25 protein-coding genes are annotated in these 24821 nt (G+C 58.7%); 3 read left to right on the top strand and 22 right to left on the bottom strand.

The genetic code is table 11. The annotated features are described in order from the left end of the window. Positions 1-29 precede the first annotated feature (29 nt). The 3 genes from ACPW74_RS00695 to rnr are packed head-to-tail and all read right to left on the bottom strand — an operon-like array spanning position 30 to position 3746. Positions 30-599: a Crp/Fnr family transcriptional regulator gene (locus ACPW74_RS00695; RefSeq protein ID WP_043153096.1), complete on the bottom strand. Its 570-nt coding sequence runs from the start codon at positions 597-599 to the stop codon at positions 30-32. A gap of 7 nt (positions 600-606) precedes the next feature. Further along, positions 607-1356, bottom strand: a complete 750-nt coding sequence (gene rlmB, locus ACPW74_RS00690; protein WP_010673115.1) for a 23S rRNA (guanosine(2251)-2'-O)-methyltransferase RlmB — start codon at positions 1354-1356, stop codon at positions 607-609. Further along, positions 1353-3746 (bottom strand): ribonuclease R, encoded by a 2394-nt coding sequence (gene rnr, locus ACPW74_RS00685; RefSeq protein ID WP_279981133.1) that lies wholly within the window; start codon positions 3744-3746, stop codon positions 1353-1355. Before rnr ends, rlmB begins: the two co-directional genes overlap by 4 nt. 133 nt (positions 3747-3879) lie before the next feature. On the opposite strand from rnr, the gene ACPW74_RS00680 reads away from it, so the two are divergent. Next, positions 3880-4902, top strand: coding sequence for a GGDEF domain-containing protein (locus tag ACPW74_RS00680; RefSeq protein WP_010673113.1), 1023 nt, complete (start codon positions 3880-3882; stop codon positions 4900-4902). A 61-nt stretch (positions 4903-4963) separates the two neighbouring features. Here ACPW74_RS00680 and luxS read toward each other — a convergent pair whose 3' ends face one another. The 4 genes from luxS to ACPW74_RS00660 are packed head-to-tail and all read right to left on the bottom strand — an operon-like array spanning position 4964 to position 8111. Next, positions 4964-5473 (bottom strand): S-ribosylhomocysteine lyase, encoded by a 510-nt coding sequence (gene luxS / locus ACPW74_RS00675; protein ID WP_010673112.1) that lies wholly within the window; start codon positions 5471-5473, stop codon positions 4964-4966. 18 nt (positions 5474-5491) lie between these two features. Further along, entirely contained in the window at positions 5492-6094 is a 603-nt protein-coding gene (locus ACPW74_RS00670) for a transglycosylase SLT domain-containing protein (RefSeq protein WP_039039997.1), read from the bottom strand. A gap of 46 nt (positions 6095-6140) precedes the next feature. Further along, on the bottom strand, positions 6141-6479 hold the full coding sequence (gene glnB / locus ACPW74_RS00665; RefSeq protein WP_005308848.1) for a nitrogen regulatory protein P-II: 339 nt from the start codon (positions 6477-6479) through the stop codon (positions 6141-6143). A 9-nt stretch (positions 6480-6488) separates the two neighbouring features. Beyond that, the gene (locus tag ACPW74_RS00660) at positions 6489-8111 is read right to left on the bottom strand and encodes an NAD+ synthase (protein WP_223933509.1); all 1623 of its coding nucleotides are present in this window, start codon (positions 8109-8111) and stop codon (positions 6489-6491) included. 137 nt (positions 8112-8248) lie between these two features. On the opposite strand from ACPW74_RS00660, the gene ACPW74_RS00655 reads away from it, so the two are divergent. Then, positions 8249-8752 (top strand): GspH/FimT family pseudopilin, encoded by a 504-nt coding sequence (locus ACPW74_RS00655; RefSeq protein WP_223933511.1) that lies wholly within the window; start codon positions 8249-8251, stop codon positions 8750-8752. Between the two features lie 13 nt (positions 8753-8765). On the opposite strand, the gene ACPW74_RS00650 is transcribed toward ACPW74_RS00655, so the two are convergent. From ACPW74_RS00650 to murJ, 12 genes are all read right to left on the bottom strand, one after another. Continuing rightward, positions 8766-9050 carry a TapY2 family type IVa secretion system protein gene (locus tag ACPW74_RS00650; protein ID WP_041210962.1) on the bottom strand — a complete coding sequence of 95 codons (285 nt, stop codon included), beginning with the start codon at positions 9048-9050 and terminating at the stop codon, positions 8766-8768. Then, complete coding sequence (locus ACPW74_RS00645) at positions 9047-12622, bottom strand: pilus assembly protein (RefSeq protein WP_424930771.1); 3576 nt, start codon at positions 12620-12622, stop codon at positions 9047-9049. The genes ACPW74_RS00650 and ACPW74_RS00645 overlap by 4 nt, the downstream gene beginning before the upstream one ends. Before the next feature lie 11 nt (positions 12623-12633). Beyond that, positions 12634-13077, bottom strand: a complete 444-nt coding sequence (gene tppD, locus ACPW74_RS00640) for a type IVa pilus pseudopilin TppD (protein ID WP_279981131.1) — start codon at positions 13075-13077, stop codon at positions 12634-12636. Then, positions 13074-14075, bottom strand: coding sequence for a PilW family protein (locus ACPW74_RS00635; protein ID WP_081332015.1), 1002 nt, complete (start codon positions 14073-14075; stop codon positions 13074-13076). Before ACPW74_RS00635 ends, tppD begins: the two co-directional genes overlap by 4 nt. Then, a complete protein-coding gene (pilV, locus tag ACPW74_RS00630) occupies positions 14072-14635 on the bottom strand; it encodes a type IV pilus modification protein PilV (RefSeq protein ID WP_029313786.1) in 564 nt (187 codons plus the stop codon). Before pilV ends, ACPW74_RS00635 begins: the two co-directional genes overlap by 4 nt. Before the next feature lie 3 nt (positions 14636-14638). Further along, entirely contained in the window at positions 14639-15046 is a 408-nt protein-coding gene (tppA, locus tag ACPW74_RS00625; protein ID WP_041210959.1) for a type IVa pilus pseudopilin TppA, read from the bottom strand. A gap of 110 nt (positions 15047-15156) precedes the next feature. Further along, positions 15157-16092, bottom strand: coding sequence for a 4-hydroxy-3-methylbut-2-enyl diphosphate reductase (gene ispH / locus ACPW74_RS00620; RefSeq protein WP_134997695.1), 936 nt, complete (start codon positions 16090-16092; stop codon positions 15157-15159). Beyond that, complete coding sequence (fkpB, locus tag ACPW74_RS00615) at positions 16092-16544, bottom strand: FKBP-type peptidyl-prolyl cis-trans isomerase (RefSeq protein WP_041210958.1); 453 nt, start codon at positions 16542-16544, stop codon at positions 16092-16094. The genes ispH and fkpB overlap by 1 nt, the downstream gene beginning before the upstream one ends. Beyond that, positions 16541-17044 (bottom strand): signal peptidase II, encoded by a 504-nt coding sequence (lspA, locus tag ACPW74_RS00610; protein WP_039039988.1) that lies wholly within the window; start codon positions 17042-17044, stop codon positions 16541-16543. The genes fkpB and lspA overlap by 4 nt, the downstream gene beginning before the upstream one ends. Continuing rightward, positions 17044-19905: an isoleucine--tRNA ligase gene (ileS, locus tag ACPW74_RS00605; protein ID WP_201890519.1), complete on the bottom strand. Its 2862-nt coding sequence runs from the start codon at positions 19903-19905 to the stop codon at positions 17044-17046. The genes lspA and ileS overlap by 1 nt, the downstream gene beginning before the upstream one ends. Then, complete coding sequence (ribF, locus tag ACPW74_RS00600) at positions 19905-20879, bottom strand: bifunctional riboflavin kinase/FAD synthetase (RefSeq protein ID WP_042014890.1); 975 nt, start codon at positions 20877-20879, stop codon at positions 19905-19907. Before ribF ends, ileS begins: the two co-directional genes overlap by 1 nt. A gap of 207 nt (positions 20880-21086) precedes the next feature. Next, positions 21087-22649, bottom strand: coding sequence for a murein biosynthesis integral membrane protein MurJ (gene murJ / locus ACPW74_RS00595; RefSeq protein WP_279981128.1), 1563 nt, complete (start codon positions 22647-22649; stop codon positions 21087-21089). A gap of 191 nt (positions 22650-22840) precedes the next feature. Here murJ and rpsT point away from each other — a divergent pair, with 191 nt between their 5' ends. Then, the gene (gene rpsT, locus ACPW74_RS00590) at positions 22841-23104 is read left to right on the top strand and encodes a 30S ribosomal protein S20 (protein WP_005308808.1); all 264 of its coding nucleotides are present in this window, start codon (positions 22841-22843) and stop codon (positions 23102-23104) included. Between the two features lie 48 nt (positions 23105-23152). Here rpsT and ACPW74_RS00585 read toward each other — a convergent pair whose 3' ends face one another. From ACPW74_RS00585 to ACPW74_RS00575, 3 genes are read right to left on the bottom strand one after another with little or no spacing between them, the layout of a single operon-like run. Continuing rightward, positions 23153-23455: an ArsR/SmtB family transcription factor gene (locus ACPW74_RS00585; RefSeq protein WP_029313781.1), complete on the bottom strand. Its 303-nt coding sequence runs from the start codon at positions 23453-23455 to the stop codon at positions 23153-23155. A 48-nt stretch (positions 23456-23503) separates the two neighbouring features. Continuing rightward, complete coding sequence (nhaR, locus tag ACPW74_RS00580) at positions 23504-24436, bottom strand: transcriptional activator NhaR (protein WP_010673095.1); 933 nt, start codon at positions 24434-24436, stop codon at positions 23504-23506. Beyond that, on the bottom strand, positions 24423-24803 hold the full coding sequence (locus ACPW74_RS00575; protein WP_183149949.1) for a hypothetical protein: 381 nt from the start codon (positions 24801-24803) through the stop codon (positions 24423-24425). The genes nhaR and ACPW74_RS00575 overlap by 14 nt, the downstream gene beginning before the upstream one ends. Positions 24804-24821 lie beyond the last annotated feature (18 nt).

The following is a 24821-nucleotide window of genomic DNA, read 5'->3' as shown; positions in this document are numbered from 1 at the left end:
GCCCTGGTTCATCGGCAATCCCTTCTGGCTCAACCCTGATCGCGCGTTTTCAGCCGCCTGCGGATGCGGCTCAGGCTGATGGGGGTGATCCCCAGATAGGCGGCAATCTGGTGATCCGGGACCCTGGCATCCAGCGCGGGGAAGCTTCGCAGAAAATGCTGATAGCGCGCCTCTGGGCCCCCGGTCAGCAGCAACAGCTCTTTCTCCTCCTTGATGCGCAGTTGCACTTCAAGGAGATGGTGATACCAGGCGGGCCAGCAAGGGAGTCGGCGCAGATCCGCCAGCGGGAAAAGTTGCAGCCGGCAAGGCTCCAGCGCCTCCACGCTGTAGCGGGCGGGCTCACCACTGAGCAGGTGGTGGAAGTCGAGAAACTCGTCCCCCTCCCAATAGAACTCCTTGATGTACTCGCGGCCATCCGCCAGCACCACCTTGGCCCGCAGCAACCCCTCCTCCACCCTGACCAGCAGCGCCGGACTGTCACCGGCATGCCAGAGGCAGGTGCGAGGGGGCAAGGTCAGGGAGCGGACAAAAGAGAGGAGGCGCTCGGCCTCCTGCTCATCTGCAACCCGTTCCCAGACAAAGGGGGGTCTGTCGGTCATCGTCGTGTCAGACGCGGCGCTGGCGCACGGCTTCGAACAGGCAGACACCGCTCGCCACCGAGACGTTGAGGCTGGATACCGCCCCCGCCATGGGGATGCTCACCAGCTCGTCGCAGTGCTCGCGGGTCAGACGGCGCATCCCCTTGCCTTCGGCGCCCATCACCAGCGCCATGGGGCCGGTGAGTTTGGCCTGATAGAGATCGTGATCCGCCTCGCCGGCGGTACCGACGATCCAGACGCCGCGCTCCTGCAGCTCGCGCAGGCTGCGGGCCAGGTTGGTGACCTGGATGAGCGGCACCACTTCGGCGGCGCCACAGGCGACCTTGCGCACCACGGACGTGAGGCCGGTGGCCTTGTCCCGCGGCACGATCACCGCATGTACCCCGGCCGCATCGGCACTGCGCAGACAGGCGCCGAGATTGTGCGGGTCGGTCACCCCGTCCAGTACCAGCAGGAAGGGCGCTGTCTCTTGCGCCGCCAGATCGTCCAGCAGACTGGCCAGGTCGTGCTCGGCCAGCTTGGGCGCTTCAATCACCTTGGCCATGATGCCCTGGTGATTGTTGCCTTCCGCCTTGTCATCCAGCGTCTTGCGGTTCACGCTCTGCACCCTGATACCGAGGGACTCCAGCTCAGCCAGCAGGGGATGCAGCCGCTCGTCATCGCGGCCCTTGAGAGCCCACACCTCGATGAAGCGCTCGGGGGTGCGCTCCAGCAGCGCGGAGACGGCGTGAATGCCGTAGATCAGTTCAGTACTCATTTAGTGCTCTTGGCCTTGTCGCGAGCCTTTTTGCTCGGTCGTCTGTTGCTGGGCTTGGCACGGCCACCCTTGTCGGATTTGCCGTGGTCCTTGCCCTCTTTGCGTTTCTCGTGGCGCTGGGCGCTCTTGGCCTTCTCTTTCTTGATCTCGGCCTGCTTGCGCGCCATCTCCTTGGCGTTCTTGCCGGTGGCCTTGAGGGGCTCTTCCACCATGACGAAGTCGATCTTGCGATCGTCCAGGTTCACGCCCATCACCTTGACCCGCACCTTGTCACCTAAACGGTAGCGACGGCGGAAGTTCTCGCCGATCAGCTGCTGGTGCAGGGGGTCGAACTGGTAGTAGTCGTTGGTGAGGGTGCTGACGTGCACCAGACCGTCGATGTGGATCTCCGCCAGACGCACGAAGAAGCCAAAACCGGTGACGCTGGCGATGACGCCGTCAAACTCGTCACCCACATGATCCAGCATGTACTCGCACTTGAGCCAGTCTGCTACGTCGCGGGTGGCATCATCGGCACGGCGCTCCGTCATGGAGCAGTGCTCGCCCATGGGGTCCACTTCTTCCAACTGGTAGTGGTAGCCACCGCTCGGGGTCCACTTGTGGCGCAGGTTGCCCTGCTGCTCCTTGGCGGTCTGGTACTTGATCGCCCGGTGCAGGATGAGATCCGGGTAACGACGGATTGGCGAGGTGAAGTGAGCGTAGGACTTCAGGGCCAAGCCGAAGTGACCGATGTTGTCGGCCTGATAGATGGCCTGACGCATGGAGCGCAGCAGCATGGTGGAGAGCAGTTCCGCATCCGGGCGCCCTTCGAATTTGGCGGCCAGGTCGGCAAAGTCCTTCGGCTCGGGCTCCAGGCCCCCCTTGAGCTCCAGACCCAGTTCGGCCAGGAAGTCGCGGAAACCGGTGAGGCGCTCCTCGCCCGGGCGGTCGTGCACCCGGAACAGGGCGGCGGCCTCGTTCTTCTCGATGTAGCGGGCGGCCGCCACGTTCGCCTGGATCATGCACTCTTCGATGATCTTGTGGGCGTCATTGCGCACCAGCGGTACGATACGGTCGATCTTGCGCTGGGCGTTGAAGATGAAGCGGGTCTCCTCGCTTTCGAACTCCACCGCACCGCGTTGATGGCGGGCATGCTTGAGCGCCTTGTAGAGGTTGCTCAGCTCCTCGATGTGGCCCACCAGCGGATCATACTGCTGACGCAGCTTGGGATCCCCGTCCAGGATCGCCGCTACCTTGGTGTAGGTCAGGCGAGCGTGGGAGTTCATTACCGCTTCGTAGAACTTGTAGCCGGACATGCGGCCGGCGGCGGAGATGGTCATCTCGCACACCATGCAGAGCCGGTCAACCTGCGGGTTCAGGGAACACAGACCGTTGGAGAGCACCTCCGGCAGCATGGGTACCACGAACTCGGGGAAATAGACCGAGTTGCCGCGCTGATAGGCTTCGGTGTCGAGGGCCGTGCCCGGTTTCACATAGGCAGAAACGTCCGCGATGGCGACCCACAGGCGCCAGCCGCCTCCACGCTTGGCTTCACAGAAGACAGCGTCATCAAAGTCGCGGGCGTCTTCCCCGTCGATGGTCACCAGCGGCAGGGCGCGCAGGTCGATGCGACCCTCTTTGGCCTTCTCCGGCACCTGCTCGCCGAGACCGGCGACCTCCTTGGTCACCTCTTCCGGCCAGGTGTGCGGAATGCCGTGGGTACGCAGGGCGATCTCGATCTCCATACCGGGCGCCATGTTCTCACCCAGGACTTCCAAGACGGTACCGACCGCATTGAAGCGGGCTGTGGCGCGCTGGTTGATGCGCACGACCACGACCTGGCTCTGGCGAGCCCCCTTGTTCTCCCCTTCCGGGATGATGATGTCCTGGCCGATGCGGCTGTCATCGGGTACCACAAAACCGACGCCGTTCTCGACGAAGTAACGACCAACGATGTCCGCCTCGCGGGATTTGAGCAGGCGCACCAGACGCGCTTCCTGACGACCCTTGCGATCGATCTCGGTCGGCTGCACCAGGGCATAGTCGCCATGCATCAGGCGCTGCATCTCGCGGTTGTTCAGGAAGAGATCCGCTCCACCACCCTCGGGGCGCAGAAAACCGAATCCATCTTTGTGGCCAAGCACATAGCCTTTGACCAGATTCAGGCGATCCGGCAGGGCGTAACATTGGTTGCGGGTGAACACGAGCTGCCCGTCGCGCTCCATGGCGCGCAGACGACGTCGCAAGGCTTCCAACGGCTCTTCATCGGTCAGCTTGAGGACCTTGGCCAGCTCTTCCCGGGACATGGGTTTCTCATGGCCCTTGATGAGCTCCAGCAGCATCTCGCGACTGGCGATGGGGTTTTCGTATTTTTCGGCCTCGCGTTGGAGGAAAGGATCTTTTTGAGACATAAGCAGGCCTTAGGGTAGGTAATAACGCAGACATTATATCGGAGGGGGGAGCTAATGGCATCCATCGACTGCCTTTTGGCCATTCTCTCTGTCATACTGGACACAGTTTGCAGGTATGTGAGACTCGGAACTCATGAGCAAGGACTCGTTCGCCCAATCTGCCGCCTATTTGAAACAGGCGGTTCCCCTGATGATCAAGTATCAAATTCCCACCACGCCGAACAACTATCACCTTTGGTACAGCTATGTCTCCGGCGACATGCCCGAACTCAACCATGCCGTCGATCAGGCGATAAAACAACAGGGGACCTTCTCCCTGACCACCTGTGAGCGTCTCTACCACCAGCACCTTGCTGCCCAGGACGAGCAGCAGATCGAGGCGATGAAACTCAACCTGGCGGCCATGGCCAGCGAGCTGAGTCACTCGATGCAGGATGCCATCTCCGATACCGGGCTGTTTCAGGAGATGCTCGACAAGAGTTTCGACAAGCTGAGCAAGATAGACGACGAGGGGCTCAGCCTGGAAGACACCATGGGGATCCTGCGGGATCTCGTGCGCGAATCGCGTGACGTACGCATGTCCACCCTCCACTTTCGCAACCAGCTCAGCAGCGCCGAGAAAGAGATAAAGGAGCTGAAACAGGCCCTGAACGAGACGAGGAAGCTGGCCACCGAGGACCCGCTCACGTCTCTGCTCAATCGACGCGCCTTCGATCTCGAGATGGACAGCCTCATTCGCAGCAAGCAGCCCTTCTCGCTGATCCTGACCGATATCGATCGCTTCAAGAACTTCAACGACGAATACGGACATCTGCTGGGGGACCAGGTGCTGCGCATCGTCGGCAAGCGGCTGCGAGAGGCCAGCAAGGAGGGCATAACCGCCTATCGCCTGGGGGGTGAGGAGTTTGCCCTCTTGGTGCCAAACCGCGCCCTGGCGCTGACCCGCCAGATGGCCGAGAGCCTGCGTCGCGTCATCGAGCGGATGTCGATTCTGGATCGCAAATCCGGGCGACGCATCGATCACATCACCGCCTCGTTCGGCGTGGGGGAATACATCCCTCAGGAGACGGCAGACACCCTGATCGAGCGAACCGACAAGCTGCTCTACAAGGCCAAGGAGCTGGGACGCAATCGGGTGATGCCACTGCCCTCCTGATCCCACCAGATGCAAAAAGGCCGGTCATTGACCGGCCTTTTTCATGCTTCCCTTATCGGGATCAGAGGCTTTTCAGCTTCTCTTCCGGCAGGGCCAGCTCGTCATTGTGGTTGACACCGATACCGCGCTCCAGCACATGGCGGGCGATGGCATGGGCCTCTTCCAGCGAATGCATGCTGTAAGTACCGCACTGGTATTCGTTCAGCTCGGGGATCTTGCCCTGATCCTGCACGGTCAGCACGTCGCTCATGGCGGCCTGCCAGGCAGCGCCAACACGGGCTTCATCCGGCGCACCGATCAGGCTCATGTAGAAGCCGGTGCGGCAACCCATGGGAGAGATGTCGATGATCTCCACCCCATTCCCATTGAGATGATCACGCATGAAGCCAGCAAACAGATGCTCCAGGGTATGGATGCCGCGCTCGGAGAGGATCTCCTCGTTCGGCACGCAGAAACGCAGGTCGAACACGGTGATGGTGTCCTTGTTCGGGGTCTGCATGGTCTTCGCCACCCGCACTGCCGGGGCGGCCATGCGGGTATGGTCGACGGTAAAACTGTCCAATAACGGCATTTCTGACTCCTGATTTGGTTACCAGAACCAGCCCCCGCTGGAGAGCTGATCCTTGCATTGTCGATACTGGGCACCGTAGCGCTGGGCACGGGCCTCCACCTTGCGGGAGACCTTCATCAGCCATCCCTTGCTGCGGTAGCTGCCACGTCGGTAGCCCCCCCAGCCTTCGTGATAATTGAGATACTGGCCATAGGCATCCCACTTGGACGTGCCGTTGAGCCGCTGTGCCTTGTGAGTGTACCAGCCCATGAAATCGATGGCGTCGGCAAAGTCGTCGCGATCGCTCCAGCCGTTGCCGGTTTCCCGCTGGTAGTCGGCCCAGGTTTCGTCTTTCACCTGGGCATAGCCGTAGGCTGAACTGGCCCGCCCGGTGGGGATGAAGAGGAAATACTGCATCGGCGGCTGGGCATCATGCACGAAGGAGGACTCCTGGTACATCATGGCCATCACTACCTGGACAGGTGTCCCCCACTTCTTGTTCATCTTGAGCGCCGCCTCGTGCCACTCGGGTTTCTCCCGAAAGATCTGGCACAGGTTTTCCGGCTGGGCCGGCGGCCGGGTACTGCACGCGGTGAGCGCCATCAGGCACGCCGCCACGACCCCGATACGGTACAACGACATCAGAACGACAGACTCTTGCTGTTCATCACAGGGCACATCCACCACATCAGATCGCGTCTTCGTTCTCTTCACCAGTACGAATACGAATGACGCGCTCCACCTCGCAGACGAAGATCTTGCCATCACCGATCTTGCCGGTACGCGCTGTGTTCTGGATGGCTTCCAGGCAGGCATCGAGATCCTCGTCCTGCACCACCAGCTCCACCTTGACCTTGGGCAGGAAGTCGACCATGTACTCGGCACCGCGATAGAGCTCGGTATGGCCCTTCTGGCGGCCGAACCCCTTGACCTCGGACACTGTCATGCCGTTGATGCCGATCTCGGCCAGGGCCTCGCGTACATCGTCCAGCTTGAACGGTTTGATGATGGCTTCAATCTTCTTCATGGTGACTCCTTACCAGTTCTGTTTGCCGAACCCGGACGTGATGGGGTAGCGGCGGTCCTTACCAAAGTTGCGAGCCGTGATGCGGGGGCCGACGGCGGCCTGACGGCGCTTGTATTCGTTGAGATCCACCAGGCGGATCACCTTGCGTACCACCGCCTCTTCGAAACCTTCCGCCACCATGTCGGCGACAGACGCATCCTCTTCCACGTAGCGCTTGAGGATGGCATCCAAGATGTCATAGGGGGGCAGGCTATCCTGGTCCACCTGATCCGGTGCCAGCTCGGCCGACGGGGGACGATCGATGACCCGCTGCGGGATCACGTACTCCACGCTGTTGCGATATTCGCACAGCTTGAAGACCAGGGTCTTGGGGACGTCCTTGAGCACATCAAAGCCACCCGCCATGTCGCCATACAGCGTGGCGTATCCCACGGCCATCTCGCTCTTGTTGCCAGTGGTCAGCACGATACGGCGGCGCTTGTTGGACAGCGCCATCAAGAGCACACCGCGGCAGCGGGCCTGCAGGTTCTCTTCGGTGGTGTCGCGGGCGGTCCCTTCAAACAGAGGTGCCAGCTGGGTCATGAAGCCTTCGAACATGGGTTCGATGGAGATGATGTTGAACTCCACCCCCATCCGCTCGGCCTGCTCCTTGGCATCCTCCACGCTCATCTGGGCGGTGTAGCGGAACGGCATCATCACCGCCTGCACCTTGTCCGCCCCGATGGCATCGGCCGCAATGGCCAGGGTCAGCGCCGAGTCGATACCACCGGAGAGGCCCAGCACGGCGCCCTGAAAACCGTTCTTGGTGACATAGTCGCGCACCGCCAGCACCAGGGCCTGATAGGTCTCGGCCAACGGCTCCAGCGGTGCGGCGGGTTCCCGCTCCTTCACCGGCTGACCATCGGCAAAGCGCACCAGCGCCAGCTCTTCGGCAAAGGGGGCAAGCTTGTGGGTCAGCTCGCCCTGGCTGTTGAACACTTTGGAGCAGCCGTCGAAGATCAGCTCGTCCTGGCCGCATACCTGGTTGAGGTAGATGAGCGGCAGGCCGGTCTGATCGCAGCGCTCGGCCATCAGCTCGCGGCGGATCCAGGGTTTTTCCTGATCATAGGGCGAGGCGTTGATGGTGAGCAGCAGTTCGGCCCCTGCCGCCTTGGCGGCCAGCGCCGGGCCCGGCTGCCAGAGGTCTTCGCAGATGAGTAGACCCAGATTGTGACCACGGAAGGGAACCACACAAGTCTCGGTCGAGACGGTGAAGTAGCGCTTCTCGTCGAATACCCCGTAGTTGGGCAAATCCTGCTTGAAGTAACGGGCAATCAGCTGGCCCTGCTCATAGAGGGAAGCCGCGTTGTAGAGCGCCTCTCCTTCACGCCAGGGATGCCCCACCAAAATGGCACAGTTGCCCTGCCATTCGACAACACGAGCCAACGCGGCTTCGACCCGGATCATCAGGTCGGCGCGCAGCAGCAGATCCTCAGGCGGGTATCCTGTCAGGGCCAGCTCGGAGCAAACCAGCAGATCGGCCCCTTGCTGATCGGCCTGGGCTGCCGCCGCCAGTACCTTGTCACAGTTATCTTCGATGGCGCCTACCGTCAGATTCAACTGGGCAAGCATCAGAGAGAGGGCTTTTGCCATGGCGATGCATCTTGAATTCGAAAATGATGGGGAATGATAAAGAAAAGGCGCTGGCTGTGCCAGCTCAACACTTGGGCTTTGCGCTGGTGTTCTGGCTGTCTGGAGATAAGATGTAACTAATCGAGGGAGATATTGCCATGATCAAGGACGAGAAAGGATTCACCCTGCTGGAACTGATGATCGCCGTCAGTCTGGGGGTCATCTTGCTTGGTATTGGTGCACCGGCCATGTCGAGCCTGCTCAATGAGAATGCCTTGAAATTTGAATCTCGCACACTCTTGAAATATCTGCGTTTTGCTCGTAGCCAAGCCATCGACAACCAGCAATCTGTCACTGTGTGCCTTGCCAATGCCAGTGACAATTGTGTCACCGCCAATCCGACCCAATTCCTCGTGTTCGTCGACGGTAATGGCAATGACATTTTCAATAACGGTGAGCAGATTCTGGCAAGAAGCCCTCAGCTATCTGACTCGCTGACTGCTGCAAACAATCGAACTTCCACTACCTTCAACCCTGATGGCACCAGCCTGGGTACCAATGCCACCATCACGCTGTGTCGTTCAGGAAATGCCCAGATAAATCTGGTCATCTCTCCCTCCGGCCGCACCACCCAATCTACCCAGGCAAATATCTGCCTCTGAATGAAGTCCTTCGCTATCGCAGTTGACGGGCATCCTGTTGCTGACCCTCTTTTGACTGGAAATTTTCCTCCGCAGTGCGGCATTCCAGGATTTTCTTCACAGGCTGTACCGCACCATCCACCTCGTATCCTCTTTGTTTGAATTTATCCTGCACCGCCTTTGGCGTGTTGTCTGCCACAGTACCGTGCAGGACAACCTTCTGGCCGTTAACCAGCTCGACATAACATTTTATGTCATCTGCCAAGACGGACCCGGATAACAAGAGGCACAAACCCAACACCCCGCTACGTGTTTTCATTGTGCCTCTCCTTCGTAGAGGTAAATTTTCTTGGGCGACATATCCATCTCAGCCTCCTCTGCCCCCTGGTTGCACTCTCCCGCTCCGGTACAACGCTCAGGCTCACCATCCCCTTCATCTTTCAGGATGACCTCTTCCCCGACACCGCCTCCAATAATGCGGATCTTGGCATCGTCTCCTGCATGCACCACCAAATCGTCGGCAACCTTGTTCTGTACTTCGACATAACGCTCAGGTGTCTGGTTGCCTTCAAGATCAACCACATAACGGAAGGAACTGCCATAATGCATGTCTACCATGTATTGGCGTGCAGCCCCGATGGATTGAATGGTGCATTGCTGGAACGACTGCACTTGCGGCAGGAACGAGGTGAAGTAAAGCTTGCCCTGAAGTACGACCCCGGCCCCCATGGATTTCTCACCCGGTTCGTTCAACCAATTGACCCACCCTTTGGCAGTGGTAATTCCCGCCTTGGTCGCCAATATTCCATCCGTGTTTGTCTGGGCAGACAAAGGATCAGAGGTCACATCATAAAGGTCAGTAATCAAGATGGGGCTTCTTGCCTGCGCATTGGCGGCACGCGGCACGACATCATAATCACGCAACATGAAATAGCCATTGCGGACGGTCGCTTCCGATGAGGGGCGATTGCGGTCTCCACTCCCAATCAGCACTGCATCAAAGGGACGATCCTGATAGGAATAGACCACATTCCCCCCCACAACAGTGCGGGTGACCTGCTTGTTGATGGTACGCACCACGATAGGCTGGGTGAAGAAACGGCGATCATCTGCTTGAGTGACATCCGACCCCAGGCTGGCAAATTTGAAGACGCTCCAGTCAGATTTGTTGGTGCCTGGGAGATCCATGCGCCAGATATTGCCCCCCGTATCACCCACATAGATGCGATCGACTTTGCCATCACCATCGCTGTCAAGCGTAGCTACCGACCCGGGCATACTGTCGGTCATCCCCGTGACTCTGAGGTTGCTGGTTGAAGTCGCAGCAGGGGTCGCACTGAATATCAGCGCCCCAGTATCGGCATTGACGATGTAGATACCTCTCCCCATGCTGTCACTGGTTCCCAATCCCAGCACGCTCTTGTTCACGTCATAACCGCCAGCAAAGATAAGCACGGGATCACTGACTCCCGGCACAAACGCGACTTCCGGCACCGACCAGGTCAGCCCCAGCTCACCAAAACCAGTCGTCAGACTGTTCAGACGCCATTTCAGTGTCGGCGTATCCGGGCTGGAAACGTTGAATGCATAATAGGCTTTGCCGCCGCTCCTCAAGCCGGTGAATACCCAGACAAAATCGCTCTCCGAGGATTTCAGCACCCCGTTGCGATTGGCATCTTTGATAAGGGCCACCGGAGAAGAGTCAACACCGTAGATATGTTCGGCTGATTCCGCATTGAGACGCAGTGCCTTCTGATTGGCCATGAACTCATAAGGTATCGCCGCCCAGCTTTCGTCTATGGTGCTCCCCATGTCCTTGAACATATGCAGGAAACCGGCATTGGTCCCAAACAGAATACGCAAGTCCGGTGCATCTGTCGGGTTACCGGATTGCGGGCCATAGTTCAGCACCAGGGGACGTGAGTGCAGGGGGTCACCCATGATATGGGTGCGGATCAGGGTTGATGTATCAAAGTCCTCATCGTCGACATCCAACCCCTTGGTCCAGTTGATCAGGGAATCGAGTTCAGTCGTCGTAACTGCCTGCATGAAGGTCATGAGCGCAGCTTCACTGCCAGCCTGCGTCACCAGATTTGCCTTGGTCAGCTGATCGAGACGGTTCTGGGCATTGTTGATGACATAGAGGCTGCGGTTGCTTTTCCCCGCCAACATCTCTTGCGCCCCACCTTCAGCCACCTTGTTGCCATCACGGCCGGATGACCAGAAAGTCTGGGCACTGTCGATGATGGTGCCATCAAACTTGATAGCAGGCAGTCCCCGGCTGTCAGCCACATAACCGTCAGGAGAAAAGATCAGTTTTTTCAGATTGCCTCGCCATCTGGGACCATCATCCGGCTCAAACATGGCGTAATAGATGTTGTTGAGACTGCGAGTCCGGTCAAAGTTGTTGCTGGCAATGGCGGGGGACACCAGCGAGGTATTGATCCGCAGGATCGCCAGCAGCGATGCCTTCAACGCATCACTCAAGGCAGAGGCGTTGGTTGCCGGATAATAAACGCCGCCACCACGACGGGCTGTTTCAGCAAGCAAATTACCGGCCCCGCTGATCGCCTCGTCACCAAACCCGACGGTAAAGGTCGTGACTGTCTGGGTACCAGGGGAAACGGCATTCACATCCTTGTGTTTCATATAGCCCGCCAATGCGGCCAGATAACTGCTGGACCTGTTCCCTGACCCATAAGTAACGGTAGTGCCATAAGCCGCTTTTTCATCGCTGGACAATGTATTTATCAATCCTTGGACAAAGGTATTGGCATCCCCGTCCTGAGTCGGCTCTCCATCTGTGATGTATATGACGTAACCGTTGTTTGAGCAGTTGTCATAGGGGGCTTGATAGGTACCTGTCGGGCTTTCGGCGGTCGTATCTCTCGTGCCTCCTTGCAAGCCATAAACAACGCTTCGTCCCCCGAAGAATCGATACGCCTCACTCAACGTCTCGCATAATGGTGTGTTGGTACTGGCTGTCAGGGCTTCGACCCGATCCAACAGATCCTGCTCTCCCGTCTTGCCATTTGCCAGTGTGACCTCACTGCCTAATATGTCTCTGACAATACGTCCGCCATTATTATCAGTGTCATCATTTCTATTAAATACTGCTAGGCCAAAGTCCACCCCAGGCGTGGATGAAATCAGGCCTTTCACCGCATCTTTGGCAATACGAAGTCTAGACTCCACTGAATATCCTGTTGGACCATAATACCAACGTATATAGTTGGCAGAATAAATGGTCACAGCCGTATTACTGGCATTGACGGCATTATTTTTGTTTGCCGTATAAAACCACTCGCCGTTTCTAGTACTGTCTTTATCTACTGGATAACCAGCCCCGACCGTCCAGCTGCCACTGTAGGGATTAGCCGGGTTACTTGATGTAATATCCTGCTTGCAATCTACCAGATTGATATCGTTCTCTTGATCACCACTGAGCGAATTCCATTTCCCACGACCACGATTTGGTGGGCTACCATTTGTAACTTCATAGCTCCACATTTGCGACTGAAAATAGCCAATGTTCGACAATGGCGCTTTTGAAGTCGCACAGGCATTCAGCCTATCAGAAAATCGCCTGCTGGTGTTGATCGCAGGAACGCTTCCATCTGTTGAAAAATAGATATAATTTTTGCTATTACCGGAATCCGGGTCATTACTCAGAGCGGGATATACCGTGGCTGGATTATAAACCTCTTTGATCTGCTCCATGGTATCTCTCATACTGCCGGAATTATCAAATACCAGCAGCACTTTAGGTCTGAAATCACCAGCCTTATTAAAGTCGTATATAAAAAGCTCGGTGTCATCGGCTCGTGTTGACGTCATGCCAAAAACAAGACTGCACCAGCATAAAATTGAACCGAATCGTTGTAACCACATATCCTTCGCTCCTATTTTGTGAGCAGTGGCTGTTCCACACCCGCAGTCCAGGTCAGCGGGCGAGAATATTTTCCATAATTGACACCGGCCTGTAGCTCGACATATTTGCATACAGGAATCACATTGCTGCTGCTGGCATCCACCTTGCGTTTGCAGACAGTTTCCGTGCGATTGGTGAGGGCCACACTGGCTGAATTATTGCTGCTATTGACACTGATGGCAGCACTCACCCCCAGCGCAGACCCCATGCCTGCAATCACCGTCGATATGTTATTGCTCTGTACCGCCGCTTCGATGATGCCTTCCAGTCTGTGTTCTGCCTGCCTGAAATTGGCCGCAGAGCCTGCCATCTTGAGATCCTGCCCGGAGGACTGCATCACCACCACGGCGATCAGCGTCAGAGGTACCAGGATGATCAGCGCGACGATCAGGGCTACGCCATGCTGTGATTTCATGAACCACCTCCAGTCATGACCACCGGGTTGCGTAGCGACACGCTGCTCTCCAGCAGCAAGCGACGAAACCCATCCCCATTGCCTGATACGCTGGTACTACCTACCTGATAGATGTTGTTGTTCACATAGCTGCTGGATGCTTGCGACGATCGCACCAGAATAAAAACACGGGCAGCAACGACACGCCCTTCGCTCCATTCCTGCTCGGTCACGTTTGTAGACGCGACATAGCGATCAATGACCCCATCGGCAACAGGAGTGTCGTCAACACCAAACAGCACCGTCATGCGCTCAATCCCTTCCGCCATGGGGCCTCCGATCAGAACCGAGCCCCCATTGGCAGTCAGGTAACGCTTTCTCAGTTCCGGGTTGCCTGCGGCATTGGGAGCGAGATAATAGATAAAGTGCTGATATTCCCAGAGCTGACGAGCCGGCATATCTGTCATCGTGGGCACTGTTTCTCCCCCTTTGAACATCAGCGCCGCTTGCGTCGTAGTAGCAAGATAGAAGCGATTGCCAGTAGCTGCGGCATCGGCCAGGGGCTGCCCGATCAATCGCTTGATGCTGATGACATCCGTATTGGCAACACGTGACGTCACGGGAATACAGGCAAAAGCCCCACCGTTAATCGCCCTGTTGTTGTCCACCCGAGCGACCCAGACCCCTCGATTTGTTCCCACGCTGGGTGGCAAGCTGCCACGCCCCAAATTGTCCAGACAATCGTTCGCCGAAAGCACCGCAGACCCGCTGCTGAGAGTCACGCCTTGCCCCGTTGCCATGGGGGAACCGGTGTAGTCCCCCCAGAAGCCCGCCCACTTCAGGTCCTGGGTCACCAGACGCATCGCGATACGACCGTTCTCCTGCAACTCGCTCTGATCGAAAGCATCCTCCGTTGTGGCACGGGAAGCCACGAAGATGCTCAAGCCACCACCGACCAGAAATACGCCGATCAACATGGCAATCAGCCATTCAATCAGGGTGAAGCCGCGGGCATTCATAGTGTGGTCGTCAGTACGAACTGACGCCTCTGTCTGTCTGCCGCATTGCCCAGCCCACAACTGTTGCGCACCGCGGCAACCGCACCGGCACCATCGGACAAAGACTCCCGCCCCTGCCAGAAGATCCCTATGGTCAAACTGTTGTTGGCGCCACGAATCACGCAGCCGACCGGAGATTGCAGAGGTGACGCGGCACCGGATACTGCGGTTCCCAGCAGGGACTGCTGCCAGTAGAAGAGGTCCAGTGCCTGCCGCTCTGTCCTGCTGCAATCCGACATGGTGCCATTGTTGTTGGCACAGCTCGGCATATCCAGGATCGCGTTGCCGGATACCACTGTCGTTCCCTGACCAGCCCAGCTGTCTTTGTTGATCCTGGCGCGTTCCACCAGATCATTGGCCAGCCAGTTGGCGATGGTGCGCTGACGCGCTTCGTAGCTGGAAAACTTGGCGGTAACCTGCATGGCAACCAATCCCAGCAAGCCGAAGGAGAGCACCACGGCCGCAATCATCACCTCCAGCAGGCTGAATCCCCTCGTGTGTCGATGGTGCAGTGGTTTCATCGCCTAGTCCCAGCAAGCATTGTTGACGGTATCCCCGAGCCGGGTGGCACTCCGGGTGCCATCCTGGTCGATGGAGAAAATGATGCAGTCGCTGTCTGACCCCTGCGCACCAGAGGCCGTGGCAAACAGGATGTATGTATTGACCCCGGCTGAGATGACCAGATGATAGAAGCCGGATTCGGAGTTCTCCGGGATATTCAAGTCGGCTGCGGATGAGGTATACCGATTGAAGTCCATAAAATAGGTTTCTTGTCTGTTGGCGGCGTCCAACAGCATTTTTTTGGCATCAATTCGGTGGCTGGACAGCAGGTAACGCTGATAGGAGGGATAGGCAATAGTGCCAAGAATCGCCACGATTGCGACGACAATCATCAATTCAATGAGAGAAAAGCCTCGATAGAACCCAATCATAACCCATCCTTGGTGACTGGCGGTTCATATAGTCTAATGCCGGATAGGTCGCAACGACAAATCCGGCATCAGGAACATAACTCTTTATTCTCAGGCCATCCTGGCCACATTCAAATAATTCTAAGCTCGGGCGGCACTTCAAACACCACATTCTCTTCTCGGCCAGGATGCTCAGTCACTATCTTGCCTCCCAGCTCGCGCAGACGAGCAATGACATTCTGAACCAGCACATCTGGGGCTGACGCACCCGCCGTGACCCCGATACGGGCAACCCCGTCCAGCCATTGCGGATCAATCATGGAGGCATCGTCGATGAGGTAGGCCTTGGCTCCCACCTTCTCGGCCAGCTCTCGCAGTCGGTTGGAGTTGGAAGAGTTGCGCGACCCCACCACCAGCATGGCGTCCACCAGCCCGGCCATCTCCCGCACCGCATCCTGGCGGTTCTGGGTGGCGTAGCAGATGTCATCCTTGCGCGGCCCCTGGATCTTGGGGAAGTGCGCACGCAACGCATCGATGACATCTGACGTCTCATCCACGCTGAGAGTCGTCTGGGTGACGAAACAGAGGTCGTCCGGGTTCTTCACCTTGAGTTTGGCCACATCTTCCGGCGTCTCCACCAGATACATGCCACCCTCACTGTTCTCGTACTGTCCCATGGTGCCGATCACCTCGGGGTGGCCGGCATGGCCGATGAGCACGGCTTCGGAGCCCTTGCGACTGGCGCGATGGACCTCCATGTGCACCTTGGTCACCAGCGGACAGGTGGCATCGAACACCTTGAGGGCGCGGGATTTGGCCATCTCGCGCACGACCTTGGCGACACCGTGAGCGGAGAAGATGACGATGCTGTCATCCGGCACCTCGTCCAGCTCTTCGACGAAAACGGCACCCGCCTCCTTGAGCTTGTTCACCACGTAGCGGTTGTGCACCACTTCGTGACGGACATAGATCGGGGCACCGAACTTCTCCAGCGCGCTCTCGACGATGCTGATGGCCCGGTCGACACCGGCACAGAAGCCACGGGGGTTAGCCAGCAGAATATCCATCAGTGCACCTTCTCCTCGTCATCAACCCCCAGGATCTCCACCTCGAAGGTGACGGTGTGACCGGCCAGGGGGTGGTTGAAATCGACCGTGACCGACATCCCTTCCACCGCCCGGATGATCCCGGGCAGTTCGCTGCCGTTGGGCTGGTCGAACAGAATGATGGTACCCACCTTGGGCTCAACTTCGTTACCGAACTTGGCGCGATCGAGATGGTAGATGTTGTCAGGATTGGAAAGGCCAAACGCCTCTTCCGGCGCCAGGGTAAAGCTCTTGCTCTCCCCTTCGCGCAGCCCCAGCAGGCATTGCTCGAAGCTCGGCGTCAGACTGCCGTCTCCCATCCGCAGACGGGCAGGCTTGCCGTGCAGCGCCGTGCTGTCCGCCACCGAGCCATCTTCCAGTTTGATAGAGAAATGGAACAGCACGCTGCTGTCCGCAGCAATCAGCTGGCTCATAAGGTCGCGTCCTGTTTTTTCTCACCACGGAAGCCATCCAGCACGATCATGGCGGCACCGATGAAGATGAAGCTGTCAGCCAGATTGAACGCCGGCCAGTGGGCGCGCTGCCAGTAAAAGTCGAGGAAGTCGACCACATGGCCCAGCACCAGCCGGTCAAACACGTTGCCGAGCGCCCCGCCGATGATCAGGCTGTAGGCGATACCGCTCCAGCGCTGGGTGACCGACTGCTTGCGCAGCCAGTGGATCAGCAGGCCGCAGATGGCGAACGCCAGCACGGCGAAGAACCAGCGCTGCCAGCCCCCCTGATCTGCCAGGAAGCTGAAAGCAGCGCCCTTGTTGTAGACGTGGACCAGGTTGAAGAAGGGGGTGATCTCCACCCCCGGGTAGCCAAATGGCAGCAGTTTGACCACGGCGAGCTTGCTCGCCTGGTCCAGTACGAAGGCCAGCACCGCCAGCCACAGCCAACGCAGGCCGCTTTTATGTTGAGTCATGTTCATCAGGCAAATTGACGCGTTTCGCCGTCACCCTCGACGTTGGTGACGCAGCGGCCACAGATCTCTTCGTGACCCGCGATGGTACCCACGTCCTCTACATGGTGCCAGCAGCGGTCGCACTTGGCGGCGGCAGACTGGGCAACGCAGAGCCACAGGTCATCGCGCTCAGTTGCCACTGCCTCTGCCGGTGCAGCATCGACGCTGACCACCTTGGCCTTGGAGGTGAGCAGCACGAAGCGCAGCTCATCGGCCAGGGCGTTCAGACGCGCGGCCAGCTCCGGCTTGGCGAACAGGGTCAGCTCGGCCTGCAGAGAACCGCCGATGCGCTTCTCGCCACGGGCCACTTCCAGCGCCTTGTTCACTTCACCGCGCACGGTGAGGATCTCGGCCCAGAACTCGTCGTTCAGCACTTCGCCCGCTTCCAGCCCGAACAGGCCGTCGTACCACTCCTCGGTGAACACGAACTCGCCGCGCTCGCCCGGCAGCAGGGCCCAGATCTCGTCGGCGGTGAAGCTCATGATCGGCGCCATCCAGCGCACCATGGCCTCGGCGATGTGATAGAGGGCGGTCTGGCAGGAGCGACGGGCCAGGCTGTCAGCCTTGGCGGTGTACTGACGATCCTTGATGACGTCCAGGTAGAAGGAACCCATCTCGATGGAGCAGAACTGCATCAGCTTCTGGGTCACGCCGTGGAAGTTGTACTCATCGAACGCGGCAACGATCTCGGCCTGTACCGCTTTGGCACGGCCCACGGCCCAGCGATCCACCACCACCATGTCGGCAGGCGCCACCATGTCGGTCGCCGGATTGAAACCGTTCAGGTTGGCCAGCAGGAAACGGGCAGTGTTGCGGATACGACGATAGGCGTCGGCGGAGCGCTTGAGGATCTCGTCGGAGACGGTCATCTCACCGGTGTAGTCAGTGCTCGCTACCCACAGACGCAGGATGTCGGCACCCAGCTTGTTCATCACGTCCTGAGGGCTTACCACGTTGCCGATGGACTTGGACATCTTGCGGCCCTGACCATCCACGGTGAAGCCGTGAGTCAGCACCTGGTTGTAGGGTGCCTTGTCCTTCATGGCGACGCCGATCATCAGGGAGGACATGAACCAGCCACGGTGCTGGTCAGAGCCTTCCAGATACATGTCGGCCGGCTTGCCGTTGAACTCGGGACGGGCGTCGACCACGGAGGCGTGGGTAGAACCGGAGTCAAACCAGACGTCCAGGGTGTCGGGCACCTTCTCATAGTTGTCGGCATCAGCGCCCAGCAGCTCGGCCTTGTCCAGATCCCACCAGGCCTGGATGCCGGACTGCTCGACCCGCTTGGCCACCTCTTCCATCAGGCGCACGGAATCCGGGTGCAGCGCCTGGGTATCCTTGTGAACGAACAGGGAGATGGGCACGCCCCAGGTACGCTGACGGGAAATACACCAGTCGGGACGGTTCTCGACCATCGCCTGGATGCGATTCTTGCCCCAGGCCGGGACCCAGCCGCTCTGGCCGTGTTCGGCAATGCCCTGAGTCTCGATACGCTCGATCTCTTCCAGGGCGCGCTGCCGAAGACCCTTCTGCTCCATGCTGATGAACCACTGGGGGGTGGCACGGAAGATGATCGGGGTCTTGTGACGCCAGCAATGCGGGTAGGAGTGGTTGAATACCTTGTGATGCAGCAGTGCGCCGCGCTCGGTCAGCACCTCGACCACGGCCGCATTGGCCTTAAACACGTGCTGGCCGGCAAACAGTTCGGTATCCGGCAGATAGACGCCGTTGCTGCCAACCGGGTTGGCCACTTCCAGACCGTACTTCTGACCGACCACGAAGTCTTCCTGACCGTGACCAGGGGCGGTGTGCACCGCGCCGGTACCGGCATCCAGAGTGACGTGGTCACCCAGCACCACAGGTACGTCGAAGCTGTAGAAGGGGTGGTTGAAGCGCAGCAGCTCGAGTGCGGCACCCTTGGCGTAACCCAGGTTGTGGAAGTGCTCGATGCCTGCGCGATCCATCACATCCTTCACCAGCTCAGCGGCCAGGATCAGACGCTCGGGATTGTCGCCCTCAACCTGCACCAGCGCGTAGTCGAGATCGGCATGCATGGCGATGGCGCGGTTGGCCGGCAGGGTCCACGGGGTAGTGGTCCAGATCACGGCAGAGAGCGCGCCCTTGCCGGTGTGGCCTTCGGCGCAATCAAACTTGGCGACAACGGCAGCCTCGTCGACGGCCTTGAAGCGCACGTCGATGGAGGGGGAGTTCTTGTCGTAGTACTCCACTTCCGCTTCAGCCAGCGCGGAGCCGCAATCGGTACACCAGTGCACCGGCTTGGAGCCTTTGTGCAGGTGGCCGTTTTCAACGATCTTGGCCATGGAACGGATGATGTTGGCTTCGGTCCCAAAATCCATGGTCAGGTAGGGGTGTTCCCAGTCACCCAGCACGCCCAGACGGATGAAGTCGGTCTTCTGCGCTTCGATCTGGGTCTTGGCGTATTTGCGGCACTCGGCGCGGAACTCGGCGGCGGAAACCTTCTCGCCCGGCTTGCCGACCATGCCTTCCACTTTCAGCTCGATGGGCAGACCGTGGCAATCCCAGCCCGGTACATAGGGGGAATCGAAGCCAGAGAGGCCTTTGGACTTGATGATGATGTCTTTGAGGATCTTGTTGACCGAGTGACCGATGTGAATGCTGCCGTTCGCATAGGGGGGGCCATCGTGCAGAATGAAAGAAGGCTTGCCCGCTTTGGCGCGGCGAATGGCGCCGTAAAGATCCTGATCGTACCAACGTTTCAACATGTTGGGTTCGCGTTTGGCCAGATCGCCACGCATCGGAAACTCGGTTTCCGGCAGATTCAGGGTGTGTTTATAGTCGCTCATCAGTCCTGGGTTCCCTTCTTTTCTAAAAGAGTGCTGGGTAAATGAAATTGTGGCAGCCCGAACCAGGCTCGGGCCGCCAGGGCATCTCGTTCGATCTGCTCTTTCAAGGCGGTGAAAGAGTCAAATTTCTGCTCTTCGCGCAGCTTGTGGCGAAGCAGCACCTTGACCTGCTGACCATATAGATCACCAGAAAAATCAAATAGATGTACTTCCAATCTGGCTTGTGTACCGCTCAAGGTCGGACGTACACCCACATTGGCGACACCGGGGAAAGTCTTGCCGGAACATATCACTTCCACCGCAAACACGCCACCGACCGGGACAACCTGGCGTTTGAGGGCCAGATTCGCGGTGGGAAAACCTATGGTGCGCCCCAGCTTGTCACCATGGGCCACCCGGCCGCTGATGGCATAGGGGCGACCGAGCATCAGCTCCACCTCCGCCATGCGACCCGCTTTCAGGGCCTCGCGCACCAGGGTGCTGCTGACCCGCTGGCGGGAAAGCTGGAAACTCTGGGTGCTGATCACCTCGAACCCGAAGCGCCGACCGGCCTCCTCCAGCAGGTGGAAGTCCCCTTCCCGCCCCTTGCCGAAGCGAAAATCGTCGCCGACCACCAGATAGTGCACGCCGAGTTTCTCCACCAGCAGTTGCTCGATGAAGGTGCAGGCCGCCTGCTCGGCAAAACGATGGGTGAAACGCACGCAGAGCATGCGATCGATCTGCATTCCCTTGAGGGCTTCGTACTTCTCCCGCCAGCGGCTGAGGCGGGCGGGCGCGGCACTGCCCGCAAACAGCTCCAGCGGCTGGGGTTCGAACAACATGACGCAGGCGGGCAGGCCAAGTTGGGCTGCCTTCTCCTGCAAGCGGGCCAACACCGCGTGGTGCCCCTGATGAACCCCATCGAAGTTGCCTATGGTCAATACACAGCCCCGGTGACGGGGCTTGATATTGTGAATGCCGCGAATAAGCTCCATCAGTGCCTTGTGCGTTGCTGCCATGGAAATCGGCGGATTATATATCAGGCAGCAGGCAGGGTCAGCCCTGCCGTTGAGCCGATTTAGCCATCCCGCCCACTTCTCGGACTCTGCCAGGAGCATCGCACCTCGTTGGCGGGCCAACCCGACAGCCCCTGAGACCGCCCCCATCGACCCTGTACTGTCCCCTCCCTTGCAGCTGGCTCCTTATTGCTGACCGGCTCTCAGGTGCCGTGGCCGGATCCCCAATGCCAAGAGGACAATGCCATACAGCGCTCCGCCCAGGCAGAGCAGCAGGGTCAACTCCAGGCTGGCCTTGCCCATGCTCCAGGCGCCCCACTGGGCGAGATCCGGTGACAGGTAGGCGAGCAGCCCCCCCATCAGCACAGTGGCAACCAGCAGTTTGAGGCAGAACACCCCGGTGTTGCGGGAGGGGCGGTAGACATTCTGTTGATAGAGCCCCTTGAACAGCAAGGCGGCGTTCAGGGTGCCAGAACAGGCGGTAGCGAGCGCCAGCCCCACGTAACCGAGCGGGTAAATGAAGATGAGGTTGCAGACCATGTTGGCCACCATGGCCATGATGCCTATCCGCACCGGGGTCTTGGTGTCCTGGCGGGCATAGTAGCCCGGCGCCAGCACCTTGATCAGCATCAGGGAGAGCAACCCTGTGGTGGAGGCCAGCAAGCTGGCGCTGGACATGCTCACCTCGTGCAGGCCGAACTCGCCGCGCATGAACAGCACCCGCAGTATGGGCTCACGCAGCACGGCGATGCCCACCATGGCGGGCATGCCGAGCAGCATCACCATTCGCATACCCCAGTCCATGGTACGGGAGAAATCCGCCGGATCCGCATCCACATGCTTGCGGGCCAGGGCTGGCAGGATGACGGTGCTGATGGCCACCGCGAACAGGCCGAGGGGAAACTCCAGCAGGCGATCAGAGTAATACAGATAGCTGATGGCGCCGGTGGCCAAGAAGGAGGCCAGCATGGTGTTGATCAGCAGATTGATCTGGCTGACCGAGACACCAAACAGGGCCGGGATCATCAGGGTACGGATCTTCACCACCCCGGGGTGATGCCAACCCCACTTGGGCCAGACCAGCATGTTGAGTTGGCGCAGGAAAGGATACTGGAACAGGAACTGCACCAGGCCACCGAGGAAGACACCGATCGCGAGGGACAGCTCGGGGCGATCCAGCAAGGGGGCAATCCACCAGGCGGCCCCTATCATGGTGATGTTGAGAAACACCGGCGTGAACGACGAGACCGCGAAACGGCCGAAGGTGTTGAGGATAGCCCCCGCCATGGCGGTAAAGGTGATGAACCAGAGATAGGGGAAGGTGATCTTGAGCATCAGGCTCGCCAGCTCGAACTTCTCGGCCGCAGGCCCGCCGTGCAGCCAGTCCCAGAACCAGCCCCAGCCGAAGACGGCGGTCAGCACCCCTGACCCCAGCACCCCCAGCAGGGTCACTATGGTGACGATGCCACCGAGCGTCCCCGCCACTGCGGCCAGCAGCTCACGCAGCGCCTGCTCGTCACCGTTTTTCTTGTACTCCGTCATCACGGGTACGAACGCCTGGTTGAACGCCCCTTCTGCAAACAGGCGGCGCAAGAAGTTGGGAATGCGATTGGCGAAGAAGAAGACGTCTGCGGCCACCCCGGCACCGAGCAGATTGGCGATGACTACATCGCGCACCAAGCCCATCACACGGGATGCCAGCGTCATTCCGGACACTATCATGCCGGATTTGATCAATTTCTTACTCAAGACGAGGCCTCTGGAACTGTCGGAAAGAAAAGAATGCTGTTAGAATCGGCCGACAGTTTAACCGTCTCCCATCTGACACACCACCGGGGGGCGGTGTTTATTTGCACAAATCATTTGACAATATGTGGTTGGGAAGGCATATTTCCGGGCCTTTTCAATACACTCGCTAAGACAGTTTTAGGAGTTTTACCTTGGCTAACATCAAATCTGCTAAGAAGCGTGCTCTTCAGTCAGAGAAACGTCGTCAGCACAACGCCAGCCGTCGTTCCATGACCCGTACCTACCTGAAGAAAGTGATCGCTGCCATCGCCTCTGGTGACAAGGCTGCTGCCACTGCCGCTTTCGCTGTTGCTCAGCCGATCATGGATCGTATGGCGACCAAAGGCCTGATCCACAAGAACAAAGCTGCTCGTCACAAGAGCCGCCTGTCTGCCCAGATCAAAGCCATGGCTTAATCAGCATCCGCTGATGAAAGCTGAAAAAACCGGCCTAGTGCCGGTTTTTTATTTGGGGTCGCTACAGTACAGTCTGTGCAACAGTCCGATCATCTCACGCACTTCATGGCTGCGCAGGGAATAATAGACCGTCTGGGCTTCCTTCCTCGTCGCCACCAGCTCATCCCGGCGCAACACCGCCAGATGCTGCGACATGGCTGACTGGCTCAATCCCAATACCTCGTTCAGCTCGCCGACCGACAGCTCCCTATCCAGCAACTGGCACAAGATAAACAGCCGCCGTTCATTGGCCAATGCCTTGAGCAGGGTGACGGCACGCCCGGCATTCGCTTCCATCTCTTCCAATTGCATCTCACCCTCCTCTTCCAAGACAGGCATCATAGCGCCGTCACCGTCGATTTAAAACGAGAGGCTTGCCGGCTGAATGGCCGTGAAATCCTCCTGCCCGGCAAAGAGGAAGGAGAAATCACTCTCGCATACTCGCTTGACCGCAGGATGTTGGATCATCCGCTCGGCAAAGATGACGTAATACTCCTCCATCAGATCCTGGGTTTCACCTAGCAGCATCACCTCCTCCCCCTCCAGGATCTCTTCCCGATAGATGGTCGGAGCCATGAAGATGCCCTGGTTGAAGAAGCCGAACGCCTTCATCAGCGCCGCATCATCGAATTCTCCCAGAATACTGGGGGAAATCCCCTGCTGCTCGAACCACTGGGTCAGTTGACGACCCATGGCGGTGCGACGGCCCGGGATGAGCAACTTGCGCTCTTCCAGGCAAGCAGGGAAAGGCTGGGAGGGCAGAGGCGCCTTGCAGAAGAAACTGACGCCGCATCCCCCCAGGCGCTTGGACAGCAACCCGGCATGCTGGCTGGAGTCCACCGGGCAGTCAGAGAGGATCATGTCGAGCTTGTGCTCGCTCAACTGCTCCAGGAGCAGTTCATGGGTCGACTCGAAGCAGCGCAGGTGAATGGAACCGTCATTGGGGATCACGGAGAGCAGTACCCGGCTGGCAAGACGCTTGGAGAGTGCATCGGCGATGCCGACGTCGAACAGGATCTGGCTCTCCTTGCGGTAATTGACGATATCCAGCATCTCGTAGGAGAGGCTGAACATCTTGTCCGCATAGCGAAACACCAGTTGGCCAAGCTCGGTGGCCTCAAGGGAGCGCCCCTTTCTGATCAGCAACTTGCCGCCAAGACGCTGCTCAAGCAGTTTGATCTGACCGGTCACGGTCTGTGGGGTCAAAAAGAGGGCTTCCGCCGCCTGCGTGACGGAGCCCTTCTTCTGAGTCATCCAAAAATAGTAGAGATGGTTGTAGTTAAGGTGTGACATCCGATGGGGTTCCCGCGCCAGGCGGGCTCCGGTAGCAGCTGAGTTCAACCGCCAGAATGTCATACATGTCGCTGATCGAGTCAACCTTGTTCGCGTCGAACTGTGCCTGCAGATGGGCCTTGAGACGACCGGCATCCGGCATTCGCTCGGTACAATAGCGCTTGTTGGACAGCTTGACTCGCTCGCCGGCACGACTGCTCAGTGCCCGTTCGGCGAAGGTCTCTCCGAACCGGGCTTTTACCTGTGAGTCCCCCAGCATGAGTGCGCTGTCGACCACCCCGTTGAGATAGGCAGAACAACTTGCCGAGGTGGCATCCCGCTGACAATCAACCAGGCTATTCGCCCAGATTGCAGGGCTCGCCAGCATGACTAACCATCCTAGTTT

It is taken from the genome of Aeromonas sp. INTO2 (genome assembly GCF_049860605.1).
GTDB classification, from domain to species: domain Bacteria; phylum Pseudomonadota; class Gammaproteobacteria; order Enterobacterales; family Aeromonadaceae; genus Aeromonas; species Aeromonas caviae.
This window is presented reverse-complemented; position numbering and strand designations above follow the sequence as displayed.